Annotated in this window: 23 protein-coding genes; 10 read left to right on the forward strand and 13 right to left on the reverse strand. The window is 57.9% G+C overall.

Annotation, left to right across the window (positions count from 1 at the left end; translation table 11 throughout):
- The first annotated feature begins 9 nt into the window (after positions 1-9).
- Positions 10-1,152, forward strand: coding sequence for a hypothetical protein (locus tag ACZ5K9_RS00175; RefSeq protein ID WP_464272422.1), 1,143 nt, complete (start codon positions 10-12; stop codon positions 1,150-1,152).
- Positions 1,149-3,281: a S16 family serine protease gene (locus tag ACZ5K9_RS00180; RefSeq protein WP_464272423.1), complete on the forward strand. Its 2,133-nt coding sequence runs from the start codon at positions 1,149-1,151 to the stop codon at positions 3,279-3,281. Before ACZ5K9_RS00175 ends, ACZ5K9_RS00180 begins: the two co-directional genes overlap by 4 nt.
- Positions 3,282-3,557: 276 nt before the next feature.
- On the opposite strand, the gene csx20 is transcribed toward ACZ5K9_RS00180, so the two are convergent.
- Positions 3,558-3,953, reverse strand: coding sequence for a CRISPR-associated protein Csx20 (gene csx20 / locus ACZ5K9_RS00185; RefSeq protein ID WP_464272424.1), 396 nt, complete (start codon positions 3,951-3,953; stop codon positions 3,558-3,560).
- Complete coding sequence (gene csx2 / locus ACZ5K9_RS00190) at positions 3,950-5,188, reverse strand: TIGR02221 family CRISPR-associated protein (protein ID WP_464272425.1); 1,239 nt, start codon at positions 5,186-5,188, stop codon at positions 3,950-3,952. Before csx2 ends, csx20 begins: the two co-directional genes overlap by 4 nt.
- 634 nt (positions 5,189-5,822) lie before the next feature.
- Between csx2 and ACZ5K9_RS00195 the strand changes: the two genes are divergently transcribed.
- On the forward strand, positions 5,823-6,227 hold the full coding sequence (locus ACZ5K9_RS00195; RefSeq protein WP_464272426.1) for a hypothetical protein: 405 nt from the start codon (positions 5,823-5,825) through the stop codon (positions 6,225-6,227).
- A 156-nt stretch (positions 6,228-6,383) separates the two neighbouring features.
- Here the strand turns inward: ACZ5K9_RS00195 and ACZ5K9_RS00200 are convergent, their stop codons facing one another.
- The 3 genes from ACZ5K9_RS00200 to ACZ5K9_RS00210 all read right to left on the reverse strand — a co-directional run bounded on the left by ACZ5K9_RS00200 (position 6,384) and on the right by ACZ5K9_RS00210 (position 9,176).
- Positions 6,384-6,584 (reverse strand): hypothetical protein, encoded by a 201-nt coding sequence (locus ACZ5K9_RS00200; RefSeq protein WP_464272427.1) that lies wholly within the window; start codon positions 6,582-6,584, stop codon positions 6,384-6,386.
- 14 nt (positions 6,585-6,598) lie between these two features.
- Positions 6,599-7,621: a rod shape-determining protein MreB gene (gene mreB, locus ACZ5K9_RS00205; protein WP_464272428.1), complete on the reverse strand. Its 1,023-nt coding sequence runs from the start codon at positions 7,619-7,621 to the stop codon at positions 6,599-6,601.
- 82 nt (positions 7,622-7,703) lie between these two features.
- Positions 7,704-9,176: a hypothetical protein gene (locus tag ACZ5K9_RS00210; RefSeq protein ID WP_464272429.1), complete on the reverse strand. Its 1,473-nt coding sequence runs from the start codon at positions 9,174-9,176 to the stop codon at positions 7,704-7,706.
- A 119-nt stretch (positions 9,177-9,295) separates the two neighbouring features.
- Between ACZ5K9_RS00210 and mutL the strand changes: the two genes are divergently transcribed.
- The 3 genes from mutL (at position 9,296) to ACZ5K9_RS00225 (ending at position 14,447) form a co-directional block, all read left to right on the forward strand.
- Complete coding sequence (mutL, locus tag ACZ5K9_RS00215; RefSeq protein ID WP_464272430.1) at positions 9,296-11,104, forward strand: DNA mismatch repair endonuclease MutL; 1,809 nt, start codon at positions 9,296-9,298, stop codon at positions 11,102-11,104.
- Positions 11,104-12,075, forward strand: a complete 972-nt coding sequence (gene miaA / locus ACZ5K9_RS00220) for a tRNA (adenosine(37)-N6)-dimethylallyltransferase MiaA (protein WP_464273913.1) — start codon at positions 11,104-11,106, stop codon at positions 12,073-12,075. The genes mutL and miaA overlap by 1 nt, the downstream gene beginning before the upstream one ends.
- A gap of 83 nt (positions 12,076-12,158) precedes the next feature.
- A complete protein-coding gene (locus tag ACZ5K9_RS00225) occupies positions 12,159-14,447 on the forward strand; it encodes a dynamin family protein (protein ID WP_464272431.1) in 2,289 nt (762 codons plus the stop codon).
- Here the strand turns inward: ACZ5K9_RS00225 and ACZ5K9_RS00230 are convergent.
- The 4 genes from ACZ5K9_RS00230 to speD all read right to left on the reverse strand — a co-directional run bounded on the left by ACZ5K9_RS00230 (position 14,383) and on the right by speD (position 17,079).
- A complete protein-coding gene (locus ACZ5K9_RS00230; protein WP_464272432.1) occupies positions 14,383-15,312 on the reverse strand; it encodes an RluA family pseudouridine synthase in 930 nt (309 codons plus the stop codon). The genes ACZ5K9_RS00225 and ACZ5K9_RS00230 overlap by 65 nt on opposite strands.
- Positions 15,309-15,689, reverse strand: a complete 381-nt coding sequence (locus tag ACZ5K9_RS00235) for an FmdB family zinc ribbon protein (protein ID WP_464272433.1) — start codon at positions 15,687-15,689, stop codon at positions 15,309-15,311. Before ACZ5K9_RS00235 ends, ACZ5K9_RS00230 begins: the two co-directional genes overlap by 4 nt.
- 92 nt (positions 15,690-15,781) lie before the next feature.
- Positions 15,782-16,699, reverse strand: a complete 918-nt coding sequence (locus ACZ5K9_RS00240) for a fused MFS/spermidine synthase (RefSeq protein WP_464272434.1) — start codon at positions 16,697-16,699, stop codon at positions 15,782-15,784.
- Positions 16,699-17,079, reverse strand: coding sequence for an adenosylmethionine decarboxylase (gene speD / locus ACZ5K9_RS00245; RefSeq protein WP_464272435.1), 381 nt, complete (start codon positions 17,077-17,079; stop codon positions 16,699-16,701). The genes ACZ5K9_RS00240 and speD overlap by 1 nt, the downstream gene beginning before the upstream one ends.
- Positions 17,080-17,409: 330 nt before the next feature.
- On the opposite strand from speD, the gene ACZ5K9_RS00250 reads away from it, so the two are divergent.
- Both ACZ5K9_RS00250 and ACZ5K9_RS00255 read left to right on the forward strand, forming a co-directional pair.
- Positions 17,410-18,972, forward strand: a complete 1,563-nt coding sequence (locus tag ACZ5K9_RS00250; protein WP_464272436.1) for a 2-isopropylmalate synthase — start codon at positions 17,410-17,412, stop codon at positions 18,970-18,972.
- A gap of 287 nt (positions 18,973-19,259) precedes the next feature.
- Positions 19,260-20,552, forward strand: a complete 1,293-nt coding sequence (locus ACZ5K9_RS00255) for a D-alanyl-D-alanine carboxypeptidase family protein (RefSeq protein WP_464272437.1) — start codon at positions 19,260-19,262, stop codon at positions 20,550-20,552.
- 351 nt (positions 20,553-20,903) lie between these two features.
- On the opposite strand, the gene ACZ5K9_RS00260 is transcribed toward ACZ5K9_RS00255, so the two are convergent.
- Together ACZ5K9_RS00260 and ACZ5K9_RS00265 are read right to left on the reverse strand one after the other, a co-directional pair.
- The gene (locus tag ACZ5K9_RS00260) at positions 20,904-21,101 is read right to left on the reverse strand and encodes an FmdB family zinc ribbon protein (RefSeq protein ID WP_464272438.1); all 198 of its coding nucleotides are present in this window, start codon (positions 21,099-21,101) and stop codon (positions 20,904-20,906) included.
- A 324-nt stretch (positions 21,102-21,425) separates the two neighbouring features.
- Entirely contained in the window at positions 21,426-21,836 is a 411-nt protein-coding gene (locus ACZ5K9_RS00265) for a carboxymuconolactone decarboxylase family protein (RefSeq protein WP_464272439.1), read from the reverse strand.
- 123 nt (positions 21,837-21,959) lie between these two features.
- On the opposite strand from ACZ5K9_RS00265, the gene ACZ5K9_RS00270 reads away from it, so the two are divergent.
- Positions 21,960-22,844 carry a P-loop NTPase gene (locus ACZ5K9_RS00270; protein ID WP_464272440.1) on the forward strand — a complete coding sequence of 295 codons (885 nt, stop codon included), beginning with the start codon at positions 21,960-21,962 and terminating at the stop codon, positions 22,842-22,844.
- Between the two features lie 123 nt (positions 22,845-22,967).
- Here ACZ5K9_RS00270 and ACZ5K9_RS00275 read toward each other — a convergent pair whose 3' ends face one another.
- Positions 22,968-23,807, reverse strand: coding sequence for a zinc dependent phospholipase C family protein (locus ACZ5K9_RS00275; protein ID WP_464272441.1), 840 nt, complete (start codon positions 23,805-23,807; stop codon positions 22,968-22,970).
- An 11-nt stretch (positions 23,808-23,818) separates the two neighbouring features.
- Here ACZ5K9_RS00275 and ACZ5K9_RS00280 point away from each other — a divergent pair, with 11 nt between their 5' ends.
- The gene (locus ACZ5K9_RS00280) at positions 23,819-25,108 is read left to right on the forward strand and encodes an MFS transporter (RefSeq protein WP_464272442.1); all 1,290 of its coding nucleotides are present in this window, start codon (positions 23,819-23,821) and stop codon (positions 25,106-25,108) included.
- 81 nt (positions 25,109-25,189) lie between these two features.
- Here the strand turns inward: ACZ5K9_RS00280 and ACZ5K9_RS00285 are convergent, their stop codons facing one another.
- Complete coding sequence (locus tag ACZ5K9_RS00285; RefSeq protein WP_464272443.1) at positions 25,190-25,726, reverse strand: hypothetical protein; 537 nt, start codon at positions 25,724-25,726, stop codon at positions 25,190-25,192.
- Between the last annotated feature and the right edge of the window lie 84 nt (positions 25,727-25,810).

The following is a 25,810-nucleotide window of genomic DNA, read 5'->3' on the forward strand; positions in this document are numbered from 1 at the left end:
AAAGTGTCCATGTCCCAAAGTCTCCACGACATAGCAACCTTGCGCCTCGCCTGGGAGGAGGCTCTTCGGGTGCGGGGCTGCCCTCCCGAAGCCTTGCTCCTCAATGACCCCATCCCGGAAACGCTCGCCCGCCACCTCCAGACATGCCCCTGGTGCCCCGATGAGCGTGAAGCCCTCAAGGCGGCCGGCTCGCCGATCCCTGAGCTTCGGGCACTTTCCATGTCGGCCGCCGTCGAGGTTTCAGAAATCCCAAAACCAGGGGATTTGGTCCTCCTCCGGTCCGATCTTTCCGACTGGGGCCCCAAAGGACGTTTTTACAACGCCCCGCCCGTTGTTGTCCTAGAGTCTTTGGAAGAATCCTCGTCGGCCTTTCGGGTCGCGCTTGTCCACGACTTTCCCGACCTTGCCGGTCCTGGGGATGTGGAAGTGGCGCCCGGTGTCTTCGCCGAATCATGGAACACTTTCGCTTGCCATCGCAGCCACATGGGTCGTCGCATCCTTACGGTGCCGGAACGGGTGTTTCATCTCGTGAAGCACAATTCCGGGGCTTGGCCCGCATCGTTTCCGGCGGGCATTCCGGATCAAAGCCCGGAAGCGTCATTCATCTCGGCGTTTCGCCGCCTTGAAGTGGAAGTCGCCTCTTATTTTGCCCAGCGCGCCCTGGAAGACCTCATGGTTTTTCAGGGGGATTCCGAACGATCGGGTCTGGAATCCTTTCTCGGCGATCCTCAAGTTTTTCATCAAGCCTTCGCCCGATGGCTTCAGTTGGATTCTCGAGCCGAACCCTCCTTAAAAACGCTCCTTACTGCACCGTGGACCGAGGACCACCTGCCCCTGGCGGCCGCCGCCGAGGAAACCTTTCCCTTGAGGATAGTGCGTTTTGGCGAAGCCCCCCCCGTCCTTGAAGCCGCCACCGCGGAAATTACCGTATTCCAGCGCACGGCGCAGGGATTTCTTGTGGGAGGAAAGGTGCACAAGGACCTTTCCGATGCCGCGGAGATTCACGCCGTATGGATGATTTCAGGCCGGGACATCTGGCCTCAGGAAACGTCGCTGGACACAAAGACCGGTTATTTCCGGCTGCTTTTCCCGAGATTCCGGAAATCTCCAGATTCCCTAAAAGGTCTTCACATTCTCGTGGCGGATCGATGAGTGTTCCATCTTCCTGGTCTTTACAGGAAATGTGGGTCTGGCACCAGTGGGGACATCTCCAAGAACGGACGTCCCAGTGGCAAAATCCGTGGGCTTTCCGGTTCCCCCAAAACCTGAACGACGCCGAAGCCGTCCTGACAGGGCTGCAAAGGCGCCTGGATCCCCCTTTGTGGCGGTGTTTACTGAAGGCCGCCGTGTCGGCGGCACTGGGCCGAAAATGGGAACCGGGAGCCGAGGACTTTTTGGACCTTGTCCAACGGTTCGTGACGCTCTCCGAATTGGGCTTTGATTTGGATTGGGAACACGTCCGACGGGCCGGCTGGGCTCTGGCGGCTCTCCCGACGGCCCGAGGACCAAAGGCGCACATTTTCTGGGCTCTGATCGGCGCCATTCCTGACAGCCCCTCATTCCATGCGGCCTTTTCGCCGGTGGCAACCCTGGAACCGACGGCACGGGCGGCTTTGGAAAGAGCCCACAGGCTCTTTCGGGAAAGAACGCAGAAGGCCATGGCTTTTTTGGCTCTTGTGCCGCCGCTCCCACCGAACGTCTCCATTCAGGGGCCTTCCTGGGCCTTGCCGGCCTATCTTGGAGCCTGGGAGGCTCATTTAGGAAATCCTGCGCCCCAAAGGACCCGCCGTGTGGCGGCCACGGGGGATGTGGATCATGAAGGGAACATTCTTCCCGTAGGTTTCGTCAAGGAAAAAGCCAAAGCGGCCGCGAGAGCGGGCTTTCGGGTGATGTTCTGCCCGTGGGGATCGGCAGACACGTGTCCGCCGTCTGCCGGACTGCAACTCCTTGAGGTTAAAGACCTTCAAGCGGCGGAATTTCTCTGGGAACTGGAAGAAACAGGAGCAGAAAAAGCATCCTTGAGAGATTTGGAGCGGTTGCGGTCGCCCGAAGATTTGGCCGCGGGATTGCGTTCTCTGGACCCGCGTCTTCGGGGCTGGAGCGGTTTTCCCGACACCTATGCCCGAACGGTGCGGAAGGTGATGCAAAATCCGCGAGATGCCGAAAGGTTCACGGAATCCATGGAGCGGCTTTTTTCCGGGGCCTCCGTGGATCTGGGCTGGATGGAGACCCTGCTTGCCCCCATCGGCCCGAAGGAACTTCAGGAGATGGCCGGACAGGCGTTCTTCACTTCGTTTCGACTGGCTCACCTGCGCTGGGCTGTGGCTGTCCAAAAAGGAGACGCCGATGAAGCTCTCCGTTGGGCCGACTATTGCCGAAGCTACCCCATGGAACGCCTCTCGGCTTATCCGGAAGGCATCGACCGCATCGCCGATTTCTGCAATCGGCGCTTCGTGACAGAATACCACGCCCTGTATCGCTTTTGTCCGGAGCTCCCGGAATGGCTCACGGAAATGCGAGACAAATTGGAGTCCGTCCGGGAGACCCAGGCCATCAACGGCATCAAGCCGGCTCGACCCAGTTTGGGAAAGCTCTACGGAACCATCGCCCAAAATTACGGCTTCTGCGGTCCCATGTACCTTGAGGAGTGTCAACGTTCGGTGTCGTCGGCCAAGGAAGCCTTTGGGGGATTGAAGGTGCCCGAACTGGAAAAAGATTGTCGTCGACAGTACCATTACCTGGTCTGCGCCTTTCTGGATGCCGACAAGGCCGACGAGGCGCAGGCGGCGCTTGAAAATTATCTCGGATCACCCCTAGAAGAGGTGAACCCTGCCGCGCTGAACCGGTATCAACACGCGGCGCTGGCTCGGTTTCTGGCCGACACGGATCTTCGCTTGCCGCACTACGAGGCTTGGTGCCGCAACCACCTCAAGCGATCACTTACGGAACACCCATGGCAGCTCTGGCTGTGGAACGTGGGCCGCCGGCTTCCGGAAAATGAAGCCAAGAGGGATGCCTGGCACAAAGGCCTTGCATTGTGCCGGAGGCTGGGCCTGACGGCTCGCCCCATGGCCTTACTCCATGCCGCCTGGCTGTTCCGTGAAGGACTCGCCGCCTCCACGGTCCTGGACGAGGTCGTTCAAGACGTCCTGGCAGAAATCTCCGGAAGCCGCCTCCACATGCCGCATTTTGCGGACCTTTTTTCGAAAACGACCTGGCAGGCGGTTCTGGAAAGCATCGCCGCCCATCCGGCCCGGTGGTTTCCTTTCACCTATCGCTGAGGGCAAAGCCTAAGGAACTACCGTCCCCCGTTGAATCGCCCGTGGAATATGGGCGAATTCGTCCATTGCGGCATCGCCGGAGTCTGGATGACTATATAAGAATTCCAAGAAGATATCCGAATGATGGCGGTTTCTGAGGCCTCCTGTCGCGAACTATTCGTTGAAAAATCGGGTGGAAACAGCAAAAGACGCCGCTTCGTCATTTCAATGAACGCTGCGTTCCGCATCACCAAAAGCGTGGGACCGCCGATGGCCGGACACGGTGACCAATGGACGCTACACGAACTCATAACGCCGAAATCTCACGTGTCGAAAAATCCGTTTTTGGACCACGCTCCCGTCCGGTTGCACCGTTTCTTCCATCACCCGGTTGGTCGTGGCATACACGGGAACAAGCCCCTTGCGGAAAGCCCACGAAACGACAAGGCACGTGGCACCGTAGTCCCCTTGGACAATCACGAGGTCGCCCGAAGCGGCTTCGCTTTCCAGCCATTCCAGCACAGGCCGAATCCATTCCCGAACGGAGTCCGTTTCAGGTGGAACCTCTTTCCAGCGCTTTCTCACTGGTTCGGGCATCCCGCACACTTGGGAAGCGTGCCAAATCCGCGTTAACTCGTCTTCTTGATCGAGTGTGAGATTGTGTGAGAGAAGAAGAAAGGCTTGCCGCCTCATGGCCTTGTCCTCTCACCGAAAGGGTTTGAAGGGGCGTGGGCCTTGAAAGCTTCCCATGCATCGCGGAGGGATTTCAGCCCATTGTCTTTAAGGAATCCGAGAAGCCTGGGTGCTGATGACGCGCTCTTTTTCCAGCCTGCATGCATCAGGTCGTTCCTGTGATTCCTCAGCCTATCAAATTCCTTAGCGAGCGTCTTCAGGGGCTCCCCACCGACTTCGATGACACGACGGGCTTCGTCCCGCCGTTCGGCCAGCCGACCTTCCCAGCTTTCTTCAGATTTCCCTGTGGCCAGCACATGCAAAAGGGCGCTCCAGAAGTTTTCCCGCATTTTTTCATCCAGTGGGTCATGGCCCGCCCACCGACAGAGGGCGCTGAGGATGTTTTCCCTGATCAAGACATACGCCTGGGGGATCAGTTCGTGTTCCACGAACCACGCCGCCGCTTCAAATCCCTTGGTCGTCGGGTCGGGACTGTTCAACCTTTGAAGCTTACGGCGGAGGATTTCCAGAAGAGGTGTGAGTGGTGGAATCAGCCGCTGGTTTGTGAGCACATACAGTTCTTCATCAAGATTCCGGGGTTTAAGGAGGTTGGGCCCTCGGGCAGCGGCCAAATCAAGGCAAAGGCTCTCAAGCCGACTGTTCAAGGCGGACAAGGCGGTTGCCAGGTCTCGTTCGTCGTTGTTTTCCCGTTTGCTGAACACCGCGCCCAGATTCCGTCCGATCAGCCGCTTGATTTCCTGCGGGCGGCCGGCTTTCTGAAAAATATCCACCGCCCGAGCCCAATCCAGAAGGACATCATAAGGAGTGAGGTCGAAGACCGGGGCGACTCGATCTTCCTCCGGCTTCTGTTCCACTTCTTTCACGGTTCCCAAAGCTTCAAAGGCGCCGTAGACAATACGTTCCACACGGATGTCCTTGAGCACTTTGGCATAGTTGAGAATCACCGTCTGAAGCAGCGGAAGAGATCGAAAGGAATGGGTCACGTCCAGAAAGACGCGGTCGCCGGGACGAAGGACATCCATGGAAATCATGAAAATATCCATGATTTCCTTTTCGTTTTGCCCTTCGGGGATGCTTTGCATCGTCACGGACGCAGGAAGGTTCAGTGCCTCGATGCGGGAGCGCAGGCCCTTTTCGAAGTTGTCGCCGTCGAGCCAGTTTTTCTTTTCCGCATGCGCCGTGCACAAGATGACCACTCGATCTTCCGCGGTCCAGGAAACACACCATTGCGCCAAAAGCGCCTCCTGGATGAAGGGCACCGGGCTTTCCGATTTTTTTCATCAATGACGTAAAAGCACGGAACATACCTGTTGGTGCCCAAAGCACTGATGAAAACCCTCGCCATAAAACCTCCCTCGGTTTTTACTGTGGCCCGTGATTTCGTTGTCCGACACAGCGTGATTCAAATCCCACCCACCCAACCCGGTCTAGCAAGACACTACGGCACCCGGAACCATTTTTACAAACTGTGGACTTTATCCCAGTGTTTTCGGCGACCTGCATCAAGCTGACCCTGCATAGAACGTCCGTCTGAAAATGGGCCCGGAATGATCGGACGGTCTTGGTTCGATCCCGAGAAGAGCTTCACCCGGGGGGAAATGCAGCTTCTCGAAGGACGTGAACTCCGTCGAGTGAGAAAAACGATTGGAAAAGCGGGAACGCAAAGATCACCAGAGAGCATAAACGGCCGATCGAGCTGAGCCGCCGCCCCGGAGCCGCCGCACAGGTTGATGTTCCTTCATATTTCCACAAGCGGCATTCTATGCCCGGGTCGATTTTTCCCTTCTGGTTTCTTAAATTAACCGTGGCAGGTCGTTTGGCCCGCAAACGGGCCGAGTCCAGAATCACGGTCGGGGAAAGGAAACCCCCATGAATGAGAAGCACGACGCATCGAGTTTATTCAAAGCCCTGCAGGAAGAGGTGGCGGCCTGGGAGGCGTCCCCTTACTATGTTCCCGAGGATGAACTTTTCGACTTGGAACGTTTCCTCAAAGACCGAGGCGCCGAAGAACTCTGCGTGCAGCTGGAAGAAATCTACGGGCGGCCCCTCAATGTCTCTTTCTGGAAAACGCTGCTTCCCTACCACAAGCTTCGACGCGTGCGCTCAGAGCTAAAAAAAGAAGAGGCCGAACACCACCGCAAGCGGGCCCTCTATCTTGAATCCGTTCGAGAAGCCCGGCAATCCCTGAGGGATCTTCTTGAAATGTTGGCCGAAGAGGAGAAAAAACCTCATCTGCGCCTTGTCCGGCCGCCCGACCCCACGAACAATGCGTGAAGCCGCTTCGCCTTGGGCAAGGCTTGGTCCGTGAGCCCCAAAGAGTCTTTCGGCCCCTCCTGTGGGAAAGCACGCATGCCGGAGGCGGCCTCAAGGGGGCCGTGGCAAAGGATTCGGAGTGAAAGGTCGCCAGAAAGGTTGAGGAAAGCTGGAACCTTAAGGCAATTCCGACCGGCATCCCGGCATCTGGGCACCGTCCACTAACCGCACGCCGATGGTGTCTGTTCCACGGGCTTTGAGAATGGCGCAGGTGACGTTCAAAGCACAATATCCGACACAGATCTTGTCATTCCGGTTGAACTCTCCGTAACAGTCCATCTTGTCTTGAACTTCCGATGCCGTGAACACTCTTTCCATGAAAGATGCTCCTTTTAGTTCACGAAGACATCACGGAAATACCCGAAGTGTTCGATGACCGACCCCGCACCGCGCACCACCGCGGTCAAGGGATCGTCGGAGATGTTCACTTTCAGTCCGGTTTCCTGTTCCAGAAGACGGTCTAACCCTTTGATGAGCGCCCCACCGCCCGCCAACCAGATCCCACTTTGGCCGATGTCTGCGGCGAGTTCCGGCGGTGTCTTTTCCAAAGCGCGGCGAACCGACTCCACGATGGCGTGGATCGGCTCTTGAATGGCAAATCGGACTTCTTCATCGGTCAGCGTGAAGGTCTTGGGAATCCCCGAAACCAGGTCCTTCCCGGGAATTTCCAGCTTCATGGGCTTTTCTAAAGGAATGGCCGAACCGATTTGGATCTTGATGTTCTCGGCCAACACCTCGCTGATGATCATCTGCCTTTCCCGCTGGACGTAGCGCACGATGGCTTCGTTGGCTTCGTCACCGGCCACGCGCACCGATTCGCTGTAGGCCACGGCAAACATGGAAATCACCGCCACTTCCGTGGTGCCGCCCCCGATGTCCACCACCATGCTCCCGACGGGCTGATCCACAGGAAGCCCCGTCCCGATGGCCGCCGCCATGGGTTCTTCAATGAGATTGACCCGCCCTGCCCCCGCCTGTTCCGCCGCCTCGATGACCGCCCTTTTCTCCACCGAGGTGATTCCCGTAGGCACGGCCACCACCAATTTGGGTTTGACCAAGGGCCGGCGCGAAAGCACCCGGGAGAGAAAGGTTTTGATCATGACGCTGGTCACTTCGAAATCGGCGATGACGCCGTCTTTCAACGGCCGGATGGCCAGCACCTTTTCGGAGGTTCTCCCCATGAGTCCTTTGGCTTCTTTGCCGACGGCCACCACCCTGTGGTTGTCCCTGTCAATGGCCACCACAGAAGGTTCATTCAGTACGATCCCTTTGCCTCTGAGGTAAATGAGCGTGTTGGCGGTCCCCAAATCCATGGCGAGGTCTTTGGAGAGAAAACCCAGAAGCCTTTCCAGCATCAATGCCCTTTCTCGACTCCGGCAGTTCTGATCTTCACCGTCGCGACCACTGCCTCGAGTCTAGTCATAAGGTTTAGGCAGGTCAATTTGAAATTTTCTCCTGAGATGCCGAAGATGGGGACGGCTCTTTCGGGGTGCCGTGCAGGGTTTCAAAGAGCCGGCGGCAGGCAACCATCCACAGCTCGTCAAAGCTGACCCCGTCTTGAGGCATCTGGGACGCCCCGATAAACGTTTTCAGCTGCAATTTCTTTCTTTTCGGGCCGGGTAAGCGGCGGCACACTTGCTCAAGGGTTCCCGCCAGGGTGAGCAGATCGCGGAGTTCCCACCCGAGAGCCATCAGGCCGCACCGGTTCTGAGCCAAGCGGCCCACGAGAATGCCCGGCGGCACATGGACCCTTAGGCTGTCCATCAAAGCTTTTTCCCACACGTCCATCTCTGACGGGGGAATGACCGCCTGAGCGTATTGCCACGGCTCATATTGCATAATCACCAAAGAGAGGGGGTCGCTGTTGTGCACCGCCAGGTCCACCGCCTCCTTGACCTGCTCCATGAACGCTTGACGCCGCAAGAAGCCGCTCGACCCGTCCCTGCACGTCCACTCTTCGTAGCTCTGTCGGTACTGCCACCGCTCGTCAAAAGCCTCGAAGATCCGGAAGCTTTTTTCCACAGCGACCCTGTCATCTTGGGTCAGAGTAAGCCGTTTTTTGGTGAGGACGGCCAACCCTCGAAGGCCCAATTCGGGCGTCCCGCCCTGGAGCACCCACAAAGATCCTTGATGCGGGAGGTGCTCCTCGGGGAAAAAGAGGTAATGGTCAGGGGAGTCTGGGTTCAAGACGGGAATGAACAGTGGCGTGGAGCCTTCCAGAGCTTCGATGACCAGGCCTCGACTCTCCCGAGGGATTATGGTTTGCATGAGCCGCTGAGGGACTTTGCCGGCCGCGGCGTGAATGCGATAGCCTTTGTCCATGCACCCCCGAGAGACAAGAAAGGCGAAATCCGCACGAGTGTACGACGCGCAGCCCTGCACCAGCGCTTGAGCCGCTTCGCTGCGGCTTTGCGCCTTCTCCCAGGCTTCCGTCAACTCGTGCCACAGGGTCAAGATCCGGGAAAAGCTCTCCCTTTCCTGGAGCCGGTGGTGTTGGTCCAGCAGCTGCTCCAAAATCAGAGCCGCTTCGTGGATCCACTTTTGCTGTTTGTCGTTAAAGCCCCAGTGACGCTTGGTGTCGACATAGAGCAGTCCCTCTTCGCCGGCGACCGGCGTCACGAAAAGCCCCTTGATCCCTTCTTCGCCCTCACGATAAAAAGGAAGTGATCCGGCAAGTCCCTCCACTTCCACCTTGCCCAAATGCACTGTATGTCCGACCTTGTGCACTTGCGAGAGGATACCGCTGCCGTCTTTGGGCAGACTCAGGGTTCTTTGGAGGTGCTTGCTCAAGGACTGGCACGTCGCCAGCCTGAAGCTGTTCTTGAGCGGATCGAGCACGAAAAACGCCACCGTGTAGGCATCCAGCACGTTGCTGAGCCAGTTGACCACCGACTGGAAGATGGGCATCATCGCCAAGGCCCTTTCATCGTGGATGGGATCCCTCCTGTGACCCGACGCACCGAATCGATCCGTCGCGGCGACGTTCATACTGGAGGAAACGTCATTCCTCTGTCAATACGGCAATGGGTATGGGCAAGATCAGAGTGCTTTCCGACCATGTGTGTAATCAGATCGCCGCAGGCGAGGTCGTGGAACGGCCGGCCGCCGTGGTGAAAGAACTGGTGGAAAACAGCCTGGATGCGGGTTCCACACGCATCCGTGTCGCGCTTCACAAGGGAGGACGATCCCTCGTGCGGGTGGTGGACGACGGGGAAGGGATGAGCCCCGACGATGCGCTGCTGGCTTTGGAAAAGCACGCCACAAGCAAGATCGCCTCACTGGAAGATCTCATGAGCGTGCAGTCAATGGGTTTTCGCGGCGAGGCGCTTCCCAGCATCGCCGCCGTCAGCCGCTTCGAAATGACCACACGGGAAAAGGGGGCGGATTTAGGGACGCGCATTGTTGTGGAAGGAGGCATCGTCCGCTCGGTGGAAGAAACCGGGTGTCCTGTGGGAACCGGAGTCACCGTTCGCGATCTCTTCTACAACGTGCCGGCGAGAAGAAAGTTCCTTCGGACCGTGGAAACCGAAGCCGCGCACATCTCCGACATGTTTCTTCGATTGGCATTGGCGCACCCGGAAATCTCATGGCAGCTCGTCCATCACGAGCGCACGGTGCACGAATTTCCTAAAGCCGGCTCCCTGCACGAGCGCACCTACCAAGTCTTCGGCGCTCCCCTGGCCAAGACGCTGATCCCGGTGGATTATCCCACCGGACACGGAGCGGTGCGCGGCCTTGTGGGTCCTCCCGAGCTTCAGCGGGCGAACACGAGAAGCCTTTTCCTTTTCGTCAACAAAAGACCCGTCAAAGACGCGCTGCTCACCCACGGTGTCCTGAGCGCCTATGACACCCTGCTGCCCAAAGGGACTTACCCCTTTGTGGTCCTTTTTCTCGATGTGCCTCCTCGCCTTGTGGACGTCAACGTCCATCCCACAAAACGAGAGGTGCGATTCCGGGACCCCTCACTGGTTCTCGAACTCGTCCGGGAAGCCACGTCGCAGGCTTTGGCATCGGCGATGAAAAAGGCCTCCTGGAGCCGGGCCTTTTTCGTCCCGGACGCAGCCCCTCGCTCTTCGGACAAAACCGCTTATGCTCGGGAAGGCCTCTCCGGGTTACAGCCTCTCCAAGAGGACACACCATCCGAGACCCCGGCGCCCCAAGAGCGATGGGAGCCGGTCCAGCGGGTTTGGCCGCAAAGCTCTCCGGAGCGTTTCGGCACTCAGGAGCCGCCGTTCCCAGAAACCCATCCGCACTCTTCGGGGCTCGCCGGTTTTGCTTCCCTGAAGGTCTTGGGGCAACTCGCATGCACCTATATCCTCCTCGAAGCTCCTGATGGTTTAATCCTCATTGACCAGCATGCGGCCCACGAACGCATCTGTTTCGAGCGGTTGGCATCCCGCAGTCGATCCCACGAATCGCAAAGGCTCGCCCCACCGGTGGCTTTGGACCTTCCGCCGCTCGAGGCGGATGCCCTAAAGCAGTGGCTGCCCGAGCTCCGGTCCCTGGGCTTCGACGTGGCCCTGTCCGGCTCCGGGTCCTTCGTCATTCATGCCATGCCTTCCACGCTCCAGCACACGGATCCCGTCGCCCTGCTCCGCCGTCTTGCGGAAAAGACCCCCAATGAGGAACGGTCGCCACGGCTTGAACTCTTGGAACATCTGGCCCATACGGCCGCCTGCCACTCCTCGGTCCGCGCGGGACAACGGCTGAGCCTGGAAGAGATTCGACAACTCCTTGCCGAATTGGACACCCTCCGTCTTTCCGCCACGTGCCCTCACGGCAGACCCTTGTGGTGGAAAATCACCTTGGATCAAATCCGGCGCTGCTTTCACCGATGATGCCCAGCCCACCGGAATCCTCGCCGCCTCATACGGGTCCACCACTTATCTTGATCGCCGGTCCCACGGCAGTCGGGAAAACGGCTCTGTCTCTGGATCTTGCCGAAAGACTGCGGACCGAAATCATCAACGCCGACTCCATGCAAGTTTACCGGTATATGGACATCGGCACGGCCAAGCCGTCCGCCGAAGAACGCGCCCGCATCCGCCATCATCTGCTCGACGTGGTGGATCCCGACGAACACTACGACGCGGCCATCTTCGCGGATCAGGCGAGACCCATTATCGATGACCTCCACCGTCAAGGGAAAATCCCCCTGGTGGTGGGCGGCACGGGGCTCTACATGAAGGCCCTCACCCGGGGACTCTGCGCCGGTCCGTCGGCGGACCCGGAAGTTCGGAAGACCCTTGCGCAAGAGCTGGAAAACCACGGACTGCCGTATCTTTACGCCGAGCTCCTCCGGGTGGATCCCCGCGGCGCCGCGCGGATCCACCCCAACGACCGCCAACGGATTCTTCGGGCCTTGGAGGTGTTCCGCACCACGGGTGTCCCCCTATCCCACTGGCAGGCCCGTCACGGATTTCAGACCTGCGTGTATCGAACCCTCAAGATCGCCCTTATCCGAGAACGCACCGATCTTTATGCCCGCATCGATCGGCGCGTGCTTGAGATGATGGATCACGGTCTTCTCGACGAGGTCCAATGGCTTTTGTCTCAGGGCTACTCCTGCTCTCTGAAATCCATGCAGTCCTTGGGATATCGGCACATGTGTCTGTACCTCTCGGGCGCAGTGCCTCTCCATGAGGCGGTCCGGCTCATGCAAAGAGACACACGCCGCTATGCCAAGAGGCAGATCACCTGGTTTCAGGGAGATCCTGAGTTTCGATGGTTTCCGGCACAAGACGGCGGAAAAATCATCCAGGAGATCCTTAGAGCGCTGGAGGACGCCAGAAGACGGTTTACGCTGTAAGCGAAATGGGCTAGCATGCCGCGGCCTTGGCCTACCGCGCCCATGAAGAGATTCAAGCTTTTGGCAAACGACCTTGGAGTCCCATGAACGATTATCAAGCATTCAAGAAAAGCATTGAACTGAGGGAGCATACGCTTCGCCAGGCCGTGGACGGACTGGCGGAGGCAGGACTGACCGACACGGCTCAAGAGAACCTTTGGCGGGATCATTTGGATCTTGTCCGCCGGGCCTTGCAAGACCCTCTCGTGCGCATCGCCGTCGCCGGATCCGTCAAGTCCGGAAAAAGCACCCTGATCAACGCCCTGTTGGGGGGGGATCTGTTGAAAAGGGGCGCGGGGATCATCACATCGTTCATCACCCGCATCCGATCCAACGAAGTTCGAGGCGGCTGGATCGAATTCAAGAGTTGGGGCGAAGTCCACCAGGAAATCACCGGGGCCGTATCCATGCTGCCCATGACAGAAGGCGATCATTCGCTCACCACCAGCTGGGATCTCACGAAAAAAGCCCATAGAGATCGTCTTCGAAAAAAACTGGCGGAAGTCCAGAGAGAATTGCAGTCCAACCGTGGTTCGTTAAATGCTCCCTTTATCATGGCACACGCCTACCTGGAGGGGTTTCCCAAGGTCCGGGACCTTTTGAGGGACCAGCCCCGAAGACTCACCTTCGACGAGAATTCCGTGGATCGGCATCAAGATTTCGTGGGTGTGGAATCCTGCGCGGTCTATCTCAAGGACGTGGAAATCCACTTCCCGGCGCCGTGGATCGGTGACCACGTGGAAATCGCCGATTGTCAGGGGAGCGACTCCCCAAATCCTCTCCACTTCGCGCTCCTCCAGCAGTACCTTCTGAAAAGCCATCTCATCGTGTACGTGGTCAGCAGCCGCACAGGACTTCGGCACGCGGATCTGAAACTCCTGGAGTTTATCAAAACCCTGCGCATGATCCCCCAGACATTGTTCGTGCTCAACCTCGACCTGGACACGCACCGCGATAAGGACGACATTCACGCGTCCGTCGATCGATTCTCCAAGGAACTGAGTTGGACCGTCCCAAACCCTCGCGTGTATGCCTTCTCAGCTTTGTATCACCTCTTGGAGGAGGACCCGCCTCAGCCGTCTTCCCGGGAAGCCCTGCGTTTGCAGATGTGGCGGGAGGATGGTTCTCTTCGGTTCCCGCACGCTCTGGGCTTTGACGACTTAAAAAGAGAACTCGCCGAACGCGTGGGAGCGCAACGCACCCGGGTCCTTTTCAGCACGGGAGTCGGCCGATTGGCCGTCGTCGCGCAAACCCTGGGGGAAACATGCCGGACGAAAAAGCAGCTTCTCGGAAAAGATCTGAACCATCTGGAACAATCCGCAAAACACCTTCAGCGCAGGCAGGAAGAGCTCATCGGGACCTTGAGCACACTGGAAAACGCCATCGGGGGATTGCGAGAAAGTCTGAAAAGCGACTTGGACAAAGCGGTCGGAACATTTTTTGACCTCTCCTCGGGGCCGGTGGTGCAGGAGACCCTGCGCCTGGTGGACCACTACCCGGTGGAGCCTTCTTCTGCCAAAGACTTGGGGGATCCTCGCAAGGTCGTCCGCCAGCTCCACAGTTTTTATATGGAGTTTCGCCGCTCCCTTTCCGTGTTTCTCGTGGATCGAATCAACGTGGAAACGATCCGATTCGCCAAAGAACAGGAAAGCTATCTCAAACAACGGCTCCATGAAGCCTCGCAAGCTTTTTGGTCCTTGTTCTTGAGTGCCCTGGAAGAATATCACCGGTCCCTGCAGACGCTGGGTGTCACGGTGCCTGAGTCGGGCGAAAGCCCAAAGCAAGAATGGATTCAGTGGGAGCATATTTCCCCTCCCGCGTTCAGCGGCTTTTTGGATGAGAACGCCCTGGGTCGAGGTGTGCTTCTCATGAAGTTCGGGCTGGGGCGCCTGAATCGATTCCTTTCCTCCTTGAAAAAACGCCTGGGAAGAAGGCACGTCCAGGAGACTTTGGAAGACCACAGCGAGACGTTTCTGGAAGCCGTCAAGGTGGTGAAAGAGGAAACACGAGCCGAACTGATCTATGCCTTTCGCGATTACCGTCAGAACTTCCGCTACCAGTACCTCCACAAGTTGTTGGATGTCGCCCTCGCCCAGCTTTTTGAAGGCTTTCACGTCAGAGCACGCATGGCTCACATGGATTTTCGACACCTCTTACAGCAAGGCAAAATGGAGGAAGACAAGCGCAGCCGCGCTCTCGCGCTGCTGGAGCACATTGCTGCATCCGCGGAAGGCCAACTCGCCGAAATCGAGGACTTGCGGCGGGCGCTTAGCCTGGAATGGCTGGATCCGGCCCAGGAGGCCACCCGTCGGGAAGAGGGGCTTGAAGATTGATCCATTGTCCGGTGTTGGGATGGGGAAATTTCAACTGCCATGCGTGCAAAAGGAGTCGAGGGGCGGCACCGGCGGCATTCGGCCCGCCATAAATGCGGTCGCCCAGAATGGGAAAACCCACATGGGCGAGGTGAAGCCGGATTTGGTGAGTGCGTCCTGTGCGCGGTACGGCATGCACGAGACTGCGATCCGAGCTGCGATATACAACCCTGATGAGTGTTTCGGCGGACTTTCCCGGAACATGTGACGACGCGCGATATTTTCCCTGCCCCCGTCCGATGGCCGCACGCACGAGCTTCTCATCCCATTCGGGCACTCCAAGAACCCAAGCCAGGTAGTCCTTTTCCACCCGATGCTCCGAAAAGGCGCGGCCGAGGGCTTTGTTGGCTCCGCGGGAAATCGTCATCACCAAGACCCCGCTGGTTTCCCGGTCCAGCCGATGGTGAAGCCCCACATAGGGATCCTCGGCCCCTTCTTTGGCCAGCCAGCGCTTGGCCGCTTCAAACACGTTGTTGTATGCATCGGCAGGCATGGGTTGGGTGGGAATCCCGGCTTCTTTGTCATAAGCCAGGATCCACGCATCCCGGAAAAGGATGCGGGCGGGATCCAGTTCGTAAAACCGACGAATCCCAGACCATGGCCAGTATATGCGGACCTCATCGCCGATCCGCACCGGATGAGCCGGGTTGCGGACCACCCGTCCCCCCACATGGACCGATCCAAACTCCACCAAATCCCGAGCCTCCCGAGCCTCCATGAGACATTCATGGTGGATCAATTCCAAGAGACTCCACCCGTCTTGATGGGACAAAACCACAGTGTTCCAGTATGTGGGGGCTCGGATCGCGGGCATACGAGGGGTCACAGACCGTCTTCATCAGCGGCGTCGCCGGAGGACTCCCCGGCGGATTCTTCCTTGGAGGAAGCTTCCTCTTCCATAGCCTCTTCCATCAGGGCGTCCACATCCTCATCAAAATCATCGCCCATCTCGTGGGTCATGGCCTTCATGAACTTGGCCATACTCTTGGGATCGTTCTCATCCAAAGCCCCGAATCTGGAAGGGTCCGCAAGCCGTTCCAATCGCGTTTCTTCCGAAAGGCGTACCCGCACCCGGGACGGTATGCGTTTCAGCTCTTCGGCGTCGCAATGGCGGCACCGGGCGTGGATCTCTTCGGAGACGCGGAAGGTGATCACCTCGGTTTTCTTTCCGCAGCGTAAACACACATACTCGTAAATAGGCATCAGAGTCCTCCTTCCATCCTGCATTGAGCCTTGTCCCGGGGGAGGTGTCTCCCCGGGATTCCTCAGAGGCCACGACCGGGCTGAGTCGTCTTCTACAAGAGGTCTTCGGTGCTCAGGTGGTGTCCGGCGTCCGTCAACGGTTCACAATGAACGGCGTAGGCCTCTTCAAGATAGGGAGGAACGGCAAAAAGGGTTTCGATCATGGTCGGACTTAGATATCGCAGCGCCAGCCCGGTGGATCGGGCTCGTTCGACCACGGCGGCGATGGACCATCGAGGGTTTTTCGTGGCGAAGATGTGGGCATCGGGCCGATGAAAACTGTGGAGGCTGTAGGGACACGGATGGACGACAGGAAAAACGCGCTTGAGTGTGTTGACAATGCGGGCGTGCGCAGCCACCTTTTGCGGGCTGATGCATTCCCCTTGCACAGCGAGACATCCCAAAGGAGTCAATCGGGCGGCCACCTTCTCGTAAAATTCCTTGGTAAACAACAGGGCCGCCGGACTCTGATCCATGGGATCGCTGAGATCCAGCACCGCGACGTCGAAGAGTTCCTCAGCGTCATCCACAAAGGCCCTGCCATCGCCAATGACCAACTCGACCCGAGGATCGTCAAAGGCGCCCTGATGCCATTGGGGAAGCAGGCGTTTGCAGATGTCCACCAGCTCCCCATCAATTTCGACCATCACAACGCGCTGGACTTCTTTATGGCGACACACCTCACGTAACGTGGCCCCTTCGCCTCCCCCGATAATGAGCACGCTTCGGGGCGCAGGGTGGCTCCACACGGCGGGATGCACAAGCACCTCATGATAGATGAACTCGTCCTTCTGTGCCGACTGCACCACCCCGTCAAGAAAGAGGACAACGCCGTGCATCTCCGTGTCGACGATGTCGATCTGCTGATATCGGGACCGCCCGTGGTAGAGCACTCCCCGGCACGCATAGGCGGTTTCCTCCCCGCTGCTTGCCAGTTCGCGAAACCACAAACGGCCCTGATGTTTTTCCATCACGGCTTGTGTCTCAATCGATCCGCCGGCAGATTCAACACCCCTCGCTTAATCTCCATGACGGAGAGGCTGCCTGCCTTGAATGCCTTCTGCAGGTAGTTTAAGGAAGCATCCGAGTCGATCAGCTCGCCGCACGTGAAGATGTCCAAAGCACAATAGCCGTACTCGGGCCACGTGTGAATGGTGAAATGCGACTCGGCGATCACAACCACGCCGCTCACACCGTGTGGCGAAAACTGATGAAAAACGGGTTGAACAATGGTGGCCTTAGAGATGGCGACCGCCTCAACCAAGATTTTCTCCACCTGGGAGACATCGTTGATGAGGTCAAAGTCGCAGTCATAGAGCTCCACGATGAGGTGTTTTCCGAGTGATTTCATTTTCTTTTTCGCTTCCTCACGTCATGGGAATCCCTTTGTTGAGGGTTAACAAAACAAAAAACCTCCAATTCATGGGGGGGAACCGCACTCGGCTCTTAACCGCATGCTTCCAGCCAAACGCCATAAACGGAGGCGCGTTAAACGCGCACACTATACACACATAATTTCCAAATGCAACCGAAATCTAGTGCGCCAACCATTCCCGGAGTAACATTTTTTCATGTTCGCAAACATGTTGACAAAAGCGCTCTGGGGCTGCCACTATCGGTCGAGCTATGACATGTGACCTGCACAAGGAGGCCACCCACCATCTGGATGAGGAGGAAACCGATGCCCGCCATTCGCCTGTTTGACACGACCTTGCGCGATGGGGAAAAATCACCCGGAACCATGCTCACCGTTCCCGAAAAGGTTCGCTTGGCCGTCCAATTGGCTCGACTGGGTGTGGATGTCATCGAAGCCGGTTTTCCTGCGGCGTCAGAAGCGCAGTTTGAAGCGGTTCGGAAGGTGGGGCAAACGGTTTCCGGACCGGTTGTTGCCGCCTTAGCCCGGGCGACGAATCCGGTGGATTTCGATGTCGCCATGCGTGCCCTCGACTCATGTGCACGGCCTCGGCTTCATACCTTCGTTCCAGTATCGCCCTTTTATCGCAAGCATTACCTCAAGCGGGACTTCCAGGCCTCCTTAGAGCTCGCCCACAAGGCCGTGCGTTTGGCCAAAGAGAAGTCCGCAGAAGTTGAATTCTCCTTGGTGGACGCTTTCCGTGCCTCCACGGAGGATGTCATCGCCATGGTCAAAGCCGCCGCGGATGCCGGGGCCACGGTGATCAACATTGCAGATACGGTCGGCTATGCCACGCCGTCTGAAGTCGCAAAACTCTTCCGGTCTGTGAAAGCGGCCCTCGGCGACCAGTCTGAAATCGAGTTGAGCATTCACTGCCACAACGACCTCGGGCTTGCGTTGGCCAATTCCTTAGCGGCGATTGAAGCCGGTGCGACACAAATCCACGGGACGATCAACGGCATCGGCGAACGCGCCGGTAATACGCCACTCGAGGAACTCATCGCGATCCTCAAAACGCGGCAAGACCAATATCCCTTGGAGATCTCAGCGGATACGACACAGATTGGCCCCACGTGCCGTTTGGTCAAACGTCTCACCGGCATTACTCTTCAGGTGCATAAGCCGGTGGTAGGTGCCCATGCCTTCATCTATGAGACGACTGTACCCCAGCTCGGTGACGAATCCGCCCAACCTCCATATCAGATTATGGATCCTTGTCAGCTTGGATTGGAGGAGGCAGCTCAACCCATCGCCAAAGACATGCCTTTGGAAGCCTTCCGCCAACGGCTCCATCAGATGGGACTAGCGGTGGACGATGACGCCATCCGGCAATGTCATCAGGCGTACATGGAGCTGGCCGAACGCAAAGAGCATCTCTACATGTCGGACCTCGAGAACCTCCTGGATGAAACGCTCCTCGCCCCGCCGCAAAGGTACCGGCTGCTGTACCTGAACGTTTCGGCTGGGTCCATCTCGGTGCCCAACGCCACGGTCCAACTGGAAATCGACGGCCAGGTGCGCCAAGACGCCGGATTCGGTCAGGGACCCGTGGATGCCGCCTTCAAGACCATTTGCAAGATGACGCAGCGGCTTCCCAAGCTGGTCCGTTACGAAGTCAATGCGGTCACGTCGGGAACAGACGCGTTGGGCGAAGTGAACGTGCACCTGGAAGAAAGCGGGCAAATGGTTCAAGGCCGAGGAGTGGCCACAGACATTGTTTTGGCCAGCGCCAAAGCCTTTATCAGCGCTTTGAACAAGTTGGAGCAAAAACCGAAAGAACCTTCGGTGTCCGAATTTACCGACCTGGAAAGTTGGCAACCCCGCCTGTAGGTCCGTCCTGACCAGCCTATCGGATTGTCCATAGCCGAAGATACACCCGCCCGGGCAAAAACCCGGGCGGCACCTCTTGTCGTGGAGCCTCCGCTAACGCCGTTGAACACGATTTGCTGTGGTTAAGCCAGGACGTGGAGTTCTGGGACAAACTTTTGAGCATCTCCAGAAAGCTTTGCCCCCTGCCCCTTGAATTTGACCCTTCGGACTGCTAAGAGTGTCGCGGCTCACGACGCTCTACCGAAGACTCGCCGAATCCAATGGATCTCGAGGAGGAGACATTGCTCATGATGCCAAACGGCCCTGTGCGTTCTCTCAAGGCCATCCACCCTGGCTTTTTGGTCTGGATCCTTGTGTCCGTTTTCGTCGCCGCCACCTCGGCGTTCAGCGCCGGGGACTCTCCTCTGACCGTCAACGCCACTTCGGCCATGCTCGTCGATGTCACTCACGGAGAAACCCTTCTGGAACAGAATCCCGACGCTCCCATCGCTCCGGCTTCCTTCACCAAGGTCCTGACCCTTTACTTGGTTTTCGAGGCCCTAGAGAAAGGCGATGTCAAGCTGACCGACCCCGTCTATATCAGCAAATCGGCCTGGCAGACCGGCGGGTCCAAGATGTTTGTAGAATTGGGCAATAAGATTCCTCTCGAAGAGCTTATCAAAGGCATCGCGGTCGTTTCCGGAAACGATGCCTGCGTGGCGGTTGCCGAACACATCTATGGCTCGTTAGAGGCCTTTGTCGGCGCCATGAACCAAAAAGCTCACGAACTGGGAATGACCCGCTCCCGTTTTCTCAATCCCCACGGGTTGCCTGCTGCGGGACAGGTGACCACAGCGCGGGATATGGCCGCCCTGGCCACGGCGTATTTGCGCCGATTTCCCCAGAGCCTCCGCTTCCATTCCATGACGGAATACACCTACCACGACATCACCCAGCCCAATCGAAACCGCCTCCTTCTCAAAGACACCTCCGTTGACGGGCTGAAAACAGGTTTCGTGGCCGACGCCGGCTACCATCTCATGGCCACGGCACAGCGCAACGGACTCAGGTTACTTGCCGTGGTCATGGGGGCACCGAATCCCGGCGTCAGGGAAAAAGAGGCGCTCGCGCTGCTGAATCACGGCTATAGGCTTTACGCTTTTATCCCCCCACCCAATCCGAACCAACCGGCGGCGGTGGTCAAGGTGTGGAAAGGGGCTGTCCGGCAAGCTTCCCTCTATTTCAAGGAAACCACCCCGGTAGTGGTCAAAAAGGAGAAAGCCCAAGGGGTGCAGTGGGTCATGGACGTCCCTGCGGCAATCACCGCCCCGATCGAAAAGGGACAGCCTCTCGGACGCGCCTTCCTGAAGGCAGGGGAGACGACCCTGGCGGTCGTGGATCTTGTGAGCAACACGGATATTCCCCAAGCCAATTTCTTTGTCCGCGTCTGGCACTCCATCTTGCTGTTGGCTGAATACCCGTGGCATCAAATTTGGAAACCCTTCGCCTACGTGTTGGGTGGGCTCGTCGGGTGCCTTGCCGTTGCGGCTGGGATCCTGCGCCTGAAAAACCTCAGCAAAAAACGTCGCTCCCTTGGCTGACACAAAACCGCGGGAGCGTGGCGCTCAGCAGACTGGACTAACTTTGTCCGGGATTTCATAGGGTTATGGATTGTCACCGGCCCCTTGCGTTGACAGCGTCTTCCGCTGCGCCTCCCCTACGGGCCCGAGTTCTCTTTTTCTTTCGTGCGAGATTGACCTATCTCGCAAGCATCCGACATTCACGTCTGGATGCCAAATTTCGGCAAAATCCATTTGTTGAGGACGATCCAAAGGACGAAAGCACCGGCTACCCACAAGAGATCAGTGTCCATGGAATCACCTTTCCCCACCTTTTGTTTCCGGTGGGAGCGTTTCGTTCGACCGATAACCTACCGGCCCGAATTACTGTGCTCAGCTGAATCCCCCGGTACCGCATCCGCTCCCCAATACGCTGGAAAGCGGCGATTTGCTGGCAAAGGAGGAGAGCAGCTTTTTGATGTCCCGGGATCCACACCGAGGACATGTGATTCCGTCTTCATCGTTCCGCGACCACACAAAGCTTTCAAATTCGTACCGGCACTGCTCACATCGGTATTCGTAAATCGGCATGAGAACAACCTCCACTGGAACTCGAAATCTTTTCCTCATGGTGAGGACGACCGCGCGTAATGTAGTCATTCAAAACGATGATGCAACCGAGCGTCCTGAGAATGTGCCCGCGAACAGTCGTCCGGCGCTGCTCACTTTCCACCCTCGCCGCTCCGATGATCGCCCGGACCCGCCTTTCTTGGGCCGTCGGGCCGTACACCCTGTGAGCGGGCGAGGTGACACGCCAGACCGGATGTTCAGAAGAACCGTGTGTTCAGGTTCCCCAAGGACCGGCATCACTCGTGCCTTGGGCCTCAAGCACGGGACAAACTCCAGAAGCCCATCTCAGGAGTTCTCACCGGAAGTCGAGGGCCATTGACCCCGTTCCAGCAGCACATCTTTGAGCACAGCAAGGGCTGCATTGACCGCGGGAAATCCGGCATAAACCCCAACTTGGAAGATGGCCTCCGCCAATTGGCGTGGTTTCACCCCCACGTTGAGCGCTCCGTGGAGGTGGATGCGCAGTTCGTCGGGCTTTTGCAGTGCGGCTAAAGCGGCCACCGCCACCATTTGTCTTTCGGGGAGGGACAGGACGGTTCGGGAATACAAGTTGCCGGTGATGAAAAGGGAAAGATCTCTGGCCAGTCCCGGATCGAATTCCTTCCACAATTCATAAGGAACTTTCAGCCGCACCGGCCCGGAAAACAGTTTCGCCGCCGTTTGCTTGGTTTGTTCCACCAAAGTTTTTTCCAACATTGTGGTGCCTCCTTCTTATTGCGGGGAATCCCCGCGGGGTCCTCCGTGTGCGTTGACAATCCCGACGGCTCACTTTACTTTAGCGCCGGTTTCCAGATCCCTTGCAAATAAGGAGAATACGCTATGGGTACGTGCGATGGCAAATCCTGTTCCACGTGCGAAAGCCGAAAGAAGAGCTCCAAAGACGAGATCCTGGCGTGCAAGCTCGCACGGATCAAGAACAAAATCATTGTCATGAGCGGCAAAGGGGGTGTGGGCAAGAGCAGTGTGGCCGTCTACCTCGCCCTGGCTTTGTCTCACAAAGGTTATCAAGTGGGTTTGATGGACATCGACCTCCACGGACCGAGTATCCCCAAGATGTTGGGACTCCACGGGCTCCTTCGGGTTTCGCAGGACCAGGAAATCCTCCCCCACGAATACAGCCCCAATTTGAAGGTCGTCTCCATCGAGTCCATGCTGGAAGACACAGATTCCGCCGTCATCTGGCGTGGGCCACTGAAACATGGTGTGATCCAGCAGTTCATCAGTGACTGCACCTGGAACGATCTGGATTTTCTCGTGGTGGACTGCCCTCCGGGCACGGGCGACGAACCGTTGAGCATCGCTCGAATCATCCCCGATGCCAAAGCTGTGATTGTCACCACGCCGCAGGAGGTCGCTTTAGCCGATGTTCGGAAATCCATCAATTTCTGCAAGAAGGTCCAGCTGGAGATCGCCGGCTTGGTAGAGAACATGTCCGGGCTCTACTGCCCCCATTGCCGGCAGTTCATCCCCATCTTCAGCACGGGCGGCGGCAAGAAAACCGCCGAACTCATGGGCATCGAGTTTTTGGGATCTTTGCCTTTCGACCCGGCGGTGGTTTCCGGGGGCGACCAAGGCAAGCCGGTGATGGAAGACCCCCAAGCGGCATCACCGTTCATCAAGGCGGTTCAGGCCGTGGTCGATCGGTTGATTGCCCGGTTCGAGCCGATAGAGAGCGTCCATGCCGACAGCCAGGCCGTTCATTAGGACACCGTCCTCGACGGGCCCGCCCGTAGGTCACTCGAGACAACACCGCCAAAGGGCGGGCCACGAAGCCGCCGGCCGGGCCTGAGCCACGCGGGCCCTCTCTCAGAAATACCCTCCAAGACTTCAGGTCCCCAGAGCGTCCGCTCGACGGGCATCCCTGAGGTTGACCGCGATGGCGAACACGGACCGTGCAAGGAGTTTTCCATCAAAGGGATGCAATCCCAAATGGAACTCGGGAAGGTCCGGCGCCGTTGCCATAAGTTCCGGGAGACGTGACGCCCTGGGCACAAGGAGCGCCCCCAAGGGACGTCCCCAGCGGCTGTGGAGCAATCGCTCATGGAGCCCGTCACCCGGCGGATCCGAAAAGAGACCCAGCAAAGTTGCCTGCCAAAAGAGGCATTTTCTGAGGGCTTTTTCCGACGGTCCAGCGACGTCCAAGGTCGATTGAACGAAGTTCTTGAAGAGAACCGGCCCGGGATGCCGGCGCCAGAGCACGGTGCGGATTCGGTGGAGGATCTTGCGGAAACCGTCCCGCGTGCCCACGAGAGGAATCCAATGGGCTTCCAATTGGCTTTCCAGCCAGAAATGGCAGGAACTAGCCTTGAGCCGGTAGTACCGGCACGGCCAAAACGGCGGCACGCTGTAATGGTTCACCAATCCATGCCAGAAGGCATCGGCGATGAAATGTGTTAACATGCCTAGGGTCCAAGAGCGGGCTTTCGTATCTTGCGGATCGAGTTGATCCAGGAATCGACGACACGCCAACGCCCCGGGATCGCCCTGGAACCGGTGAAGCCGCCGGCCTAATCGCGACAGCCGCATATGAGGCACGTCGTAGAACAGGGTGTCCGGCATGATGGATCCCAGCAGGTAGGATTCACCGTCCAGATTCAGCGGGTCTTGTGAACAAACAAGGCGGGCGGCTTCCCTGGCGAGAAGCATGTGAAAACGTTCTTTGGGCATGAGGGCCTTCCTTGAAAACGCTGATGCGGCGACTGCTTCCCGAAACCAAGGCGCAAGGCGCCTGGTGTCTATACGACTGGGCCAATTCCGCTTTCGCCACAAGTATCCTTGCCGTGCTTTTCCCCGTCTACTTCGCCAAGGTTGTCATGCCCCCCGACGGGATACCCATCGGTGTCGGGCCTTTTCGTTGGCAAACCCAGGCGGCCTCCCTGTGGGGTTATACCGTCTCCACGTCCCTTCTTTGTGTTGCCGTCATCGCACCGTGGATTGGTCGATGGGCGGACATGCATGGAAAGCGAAAGCCGTTTTTCCTTGTTTTGGCATTCTGCGGAGCCGCGGCAACAACTGTGTTGGCTTCCGCCCGGCCCGGCACCGTCTTCCGGGCTCTTCTTGTGTTTATCGTGGCCTATGCCTGCTTTTCAGCAAGCGAAATTTTCTACAACGCTTTTCTTCCTCACATCGTTCCCGAACATCAGCAAGATTGGCTCTCCGGCCTGGGTTATGCCTACGGCTATGTGGGAGGCGGACTGTTGCTGGCCGTCCACTTGGTGTGGCTTCACCAGCCTCGGTGGATCGGCCTGGACGCCACCGAGCCGGTCGTCCGGTTTGCCTTCTTTACCGTGGGCCTGTGGTGGGCCGTCTTTACGCTGCCCTGTGTCCTGTGGCTCCCGTCCAATCCCCCCCGCGCCCCAGAGGTCGAGCCCCTGAGGCAGCCATCCACCATGGCCCTGTGGAGGGATCTCCGTTCCCACGGCCGAGCGGCGGCAATGGTGATCGCTTACTTCTTTTACAACAACGGCATCCAAACGGTGATCACCATGGCCTCCGTCTACGGCGCGACGGAGCTCGGCTTGTCCACACCGTCCCTGACCGGCGCTTTCCTCCTCACCCAGTGGATTGCGTTCCCAGGGGCCGCCCTCCTGGCCAGAGCCGCTGAAAAGTTCGGCACGCGACGCGTCCTTGTCCACAGTCTGCTCATCTGGTGCGGCGTCGTGCTCTTCGCCTACTGGATGCGATCGGCTGCCCATTTTTGGATCCTCGCCGGGGTTGTCGGTTTTGTCCTCGGGGGCAGCCAGTCCCTCAGCCGCTCTCTTTTTGCCCGGATGATCCCGAAGGAAAAGAGTGCGGAATTTTTCGGATTCTTCGCCATTGGAGGGAAATTCTCGGCGATCCTCGGTCCCTTTGTTTTCGGAGTGTTGAGGGATTTTTTCGGCACACCGCGGCCCGCCATTCTTTCCTTGCTCCTTTTTTTCCTCATCGGCGCCGCCATTCTGCTCGCCCTAAAACCCGAAGGCCATTAGCCCATGATCGATCATGTTGAAAGCCGTGACGTCCTTTTAGGGCGAAAACGTTGGGTGCCGAGCTCCCTAATGGACATCCTTTCAACTCTTGGTTCGCCGGAAGAATTCTTCAATGGCCCGAGGAATCAGTTTTCTCACGAAAGCTCCTTGGTCGCCGGCGAAGGTCTTTTGATATTCGGCATACAAGGGGTGATGGGGGTGGATTCCGGGCGTGAACTGCGGACCGGTAACTTCGCCGCTCACATACTGATCCAAAAGATCGACAATGGGAATCTCCGCACGAGGATCCGACTCCACCCATCCCAACCTTCGCATGCATTCAAAGCGAATTTGATCTACCAGAAGCAGGGTCACGTCGATGGCCTGAATTTTCCGGCTCGGAGGCAGTCCCTCCAAATCTGCCGCTTCATCCCCTGTTAAAATCTTCACCACCAAGGACTGCAACAGTCGGGTAGATTGTTCTCCCGGCTGAATCAGGACGGCCAAAACCGCATCCGGCAAATCCCGCACCGCCGTACTCTCATCGAAGAGTCGATGGAAATGCTTTTCCCAGAGAGAAAAGGCACGACGAGCTCGAATTCTGCGCCGCCTTTCATGCAGCGCGATAACCTCCCCCACAGCCACCTCCTTTCACCGCTGATTTCCCTCAGGACCCTCCCACGATCATGCTGGATATGGAGGTCATCTCCGAGAGAAAAAACG

The sequence above is a fragment of the Desulfosoma profundi genome (genome assembly GCF_055387865.1).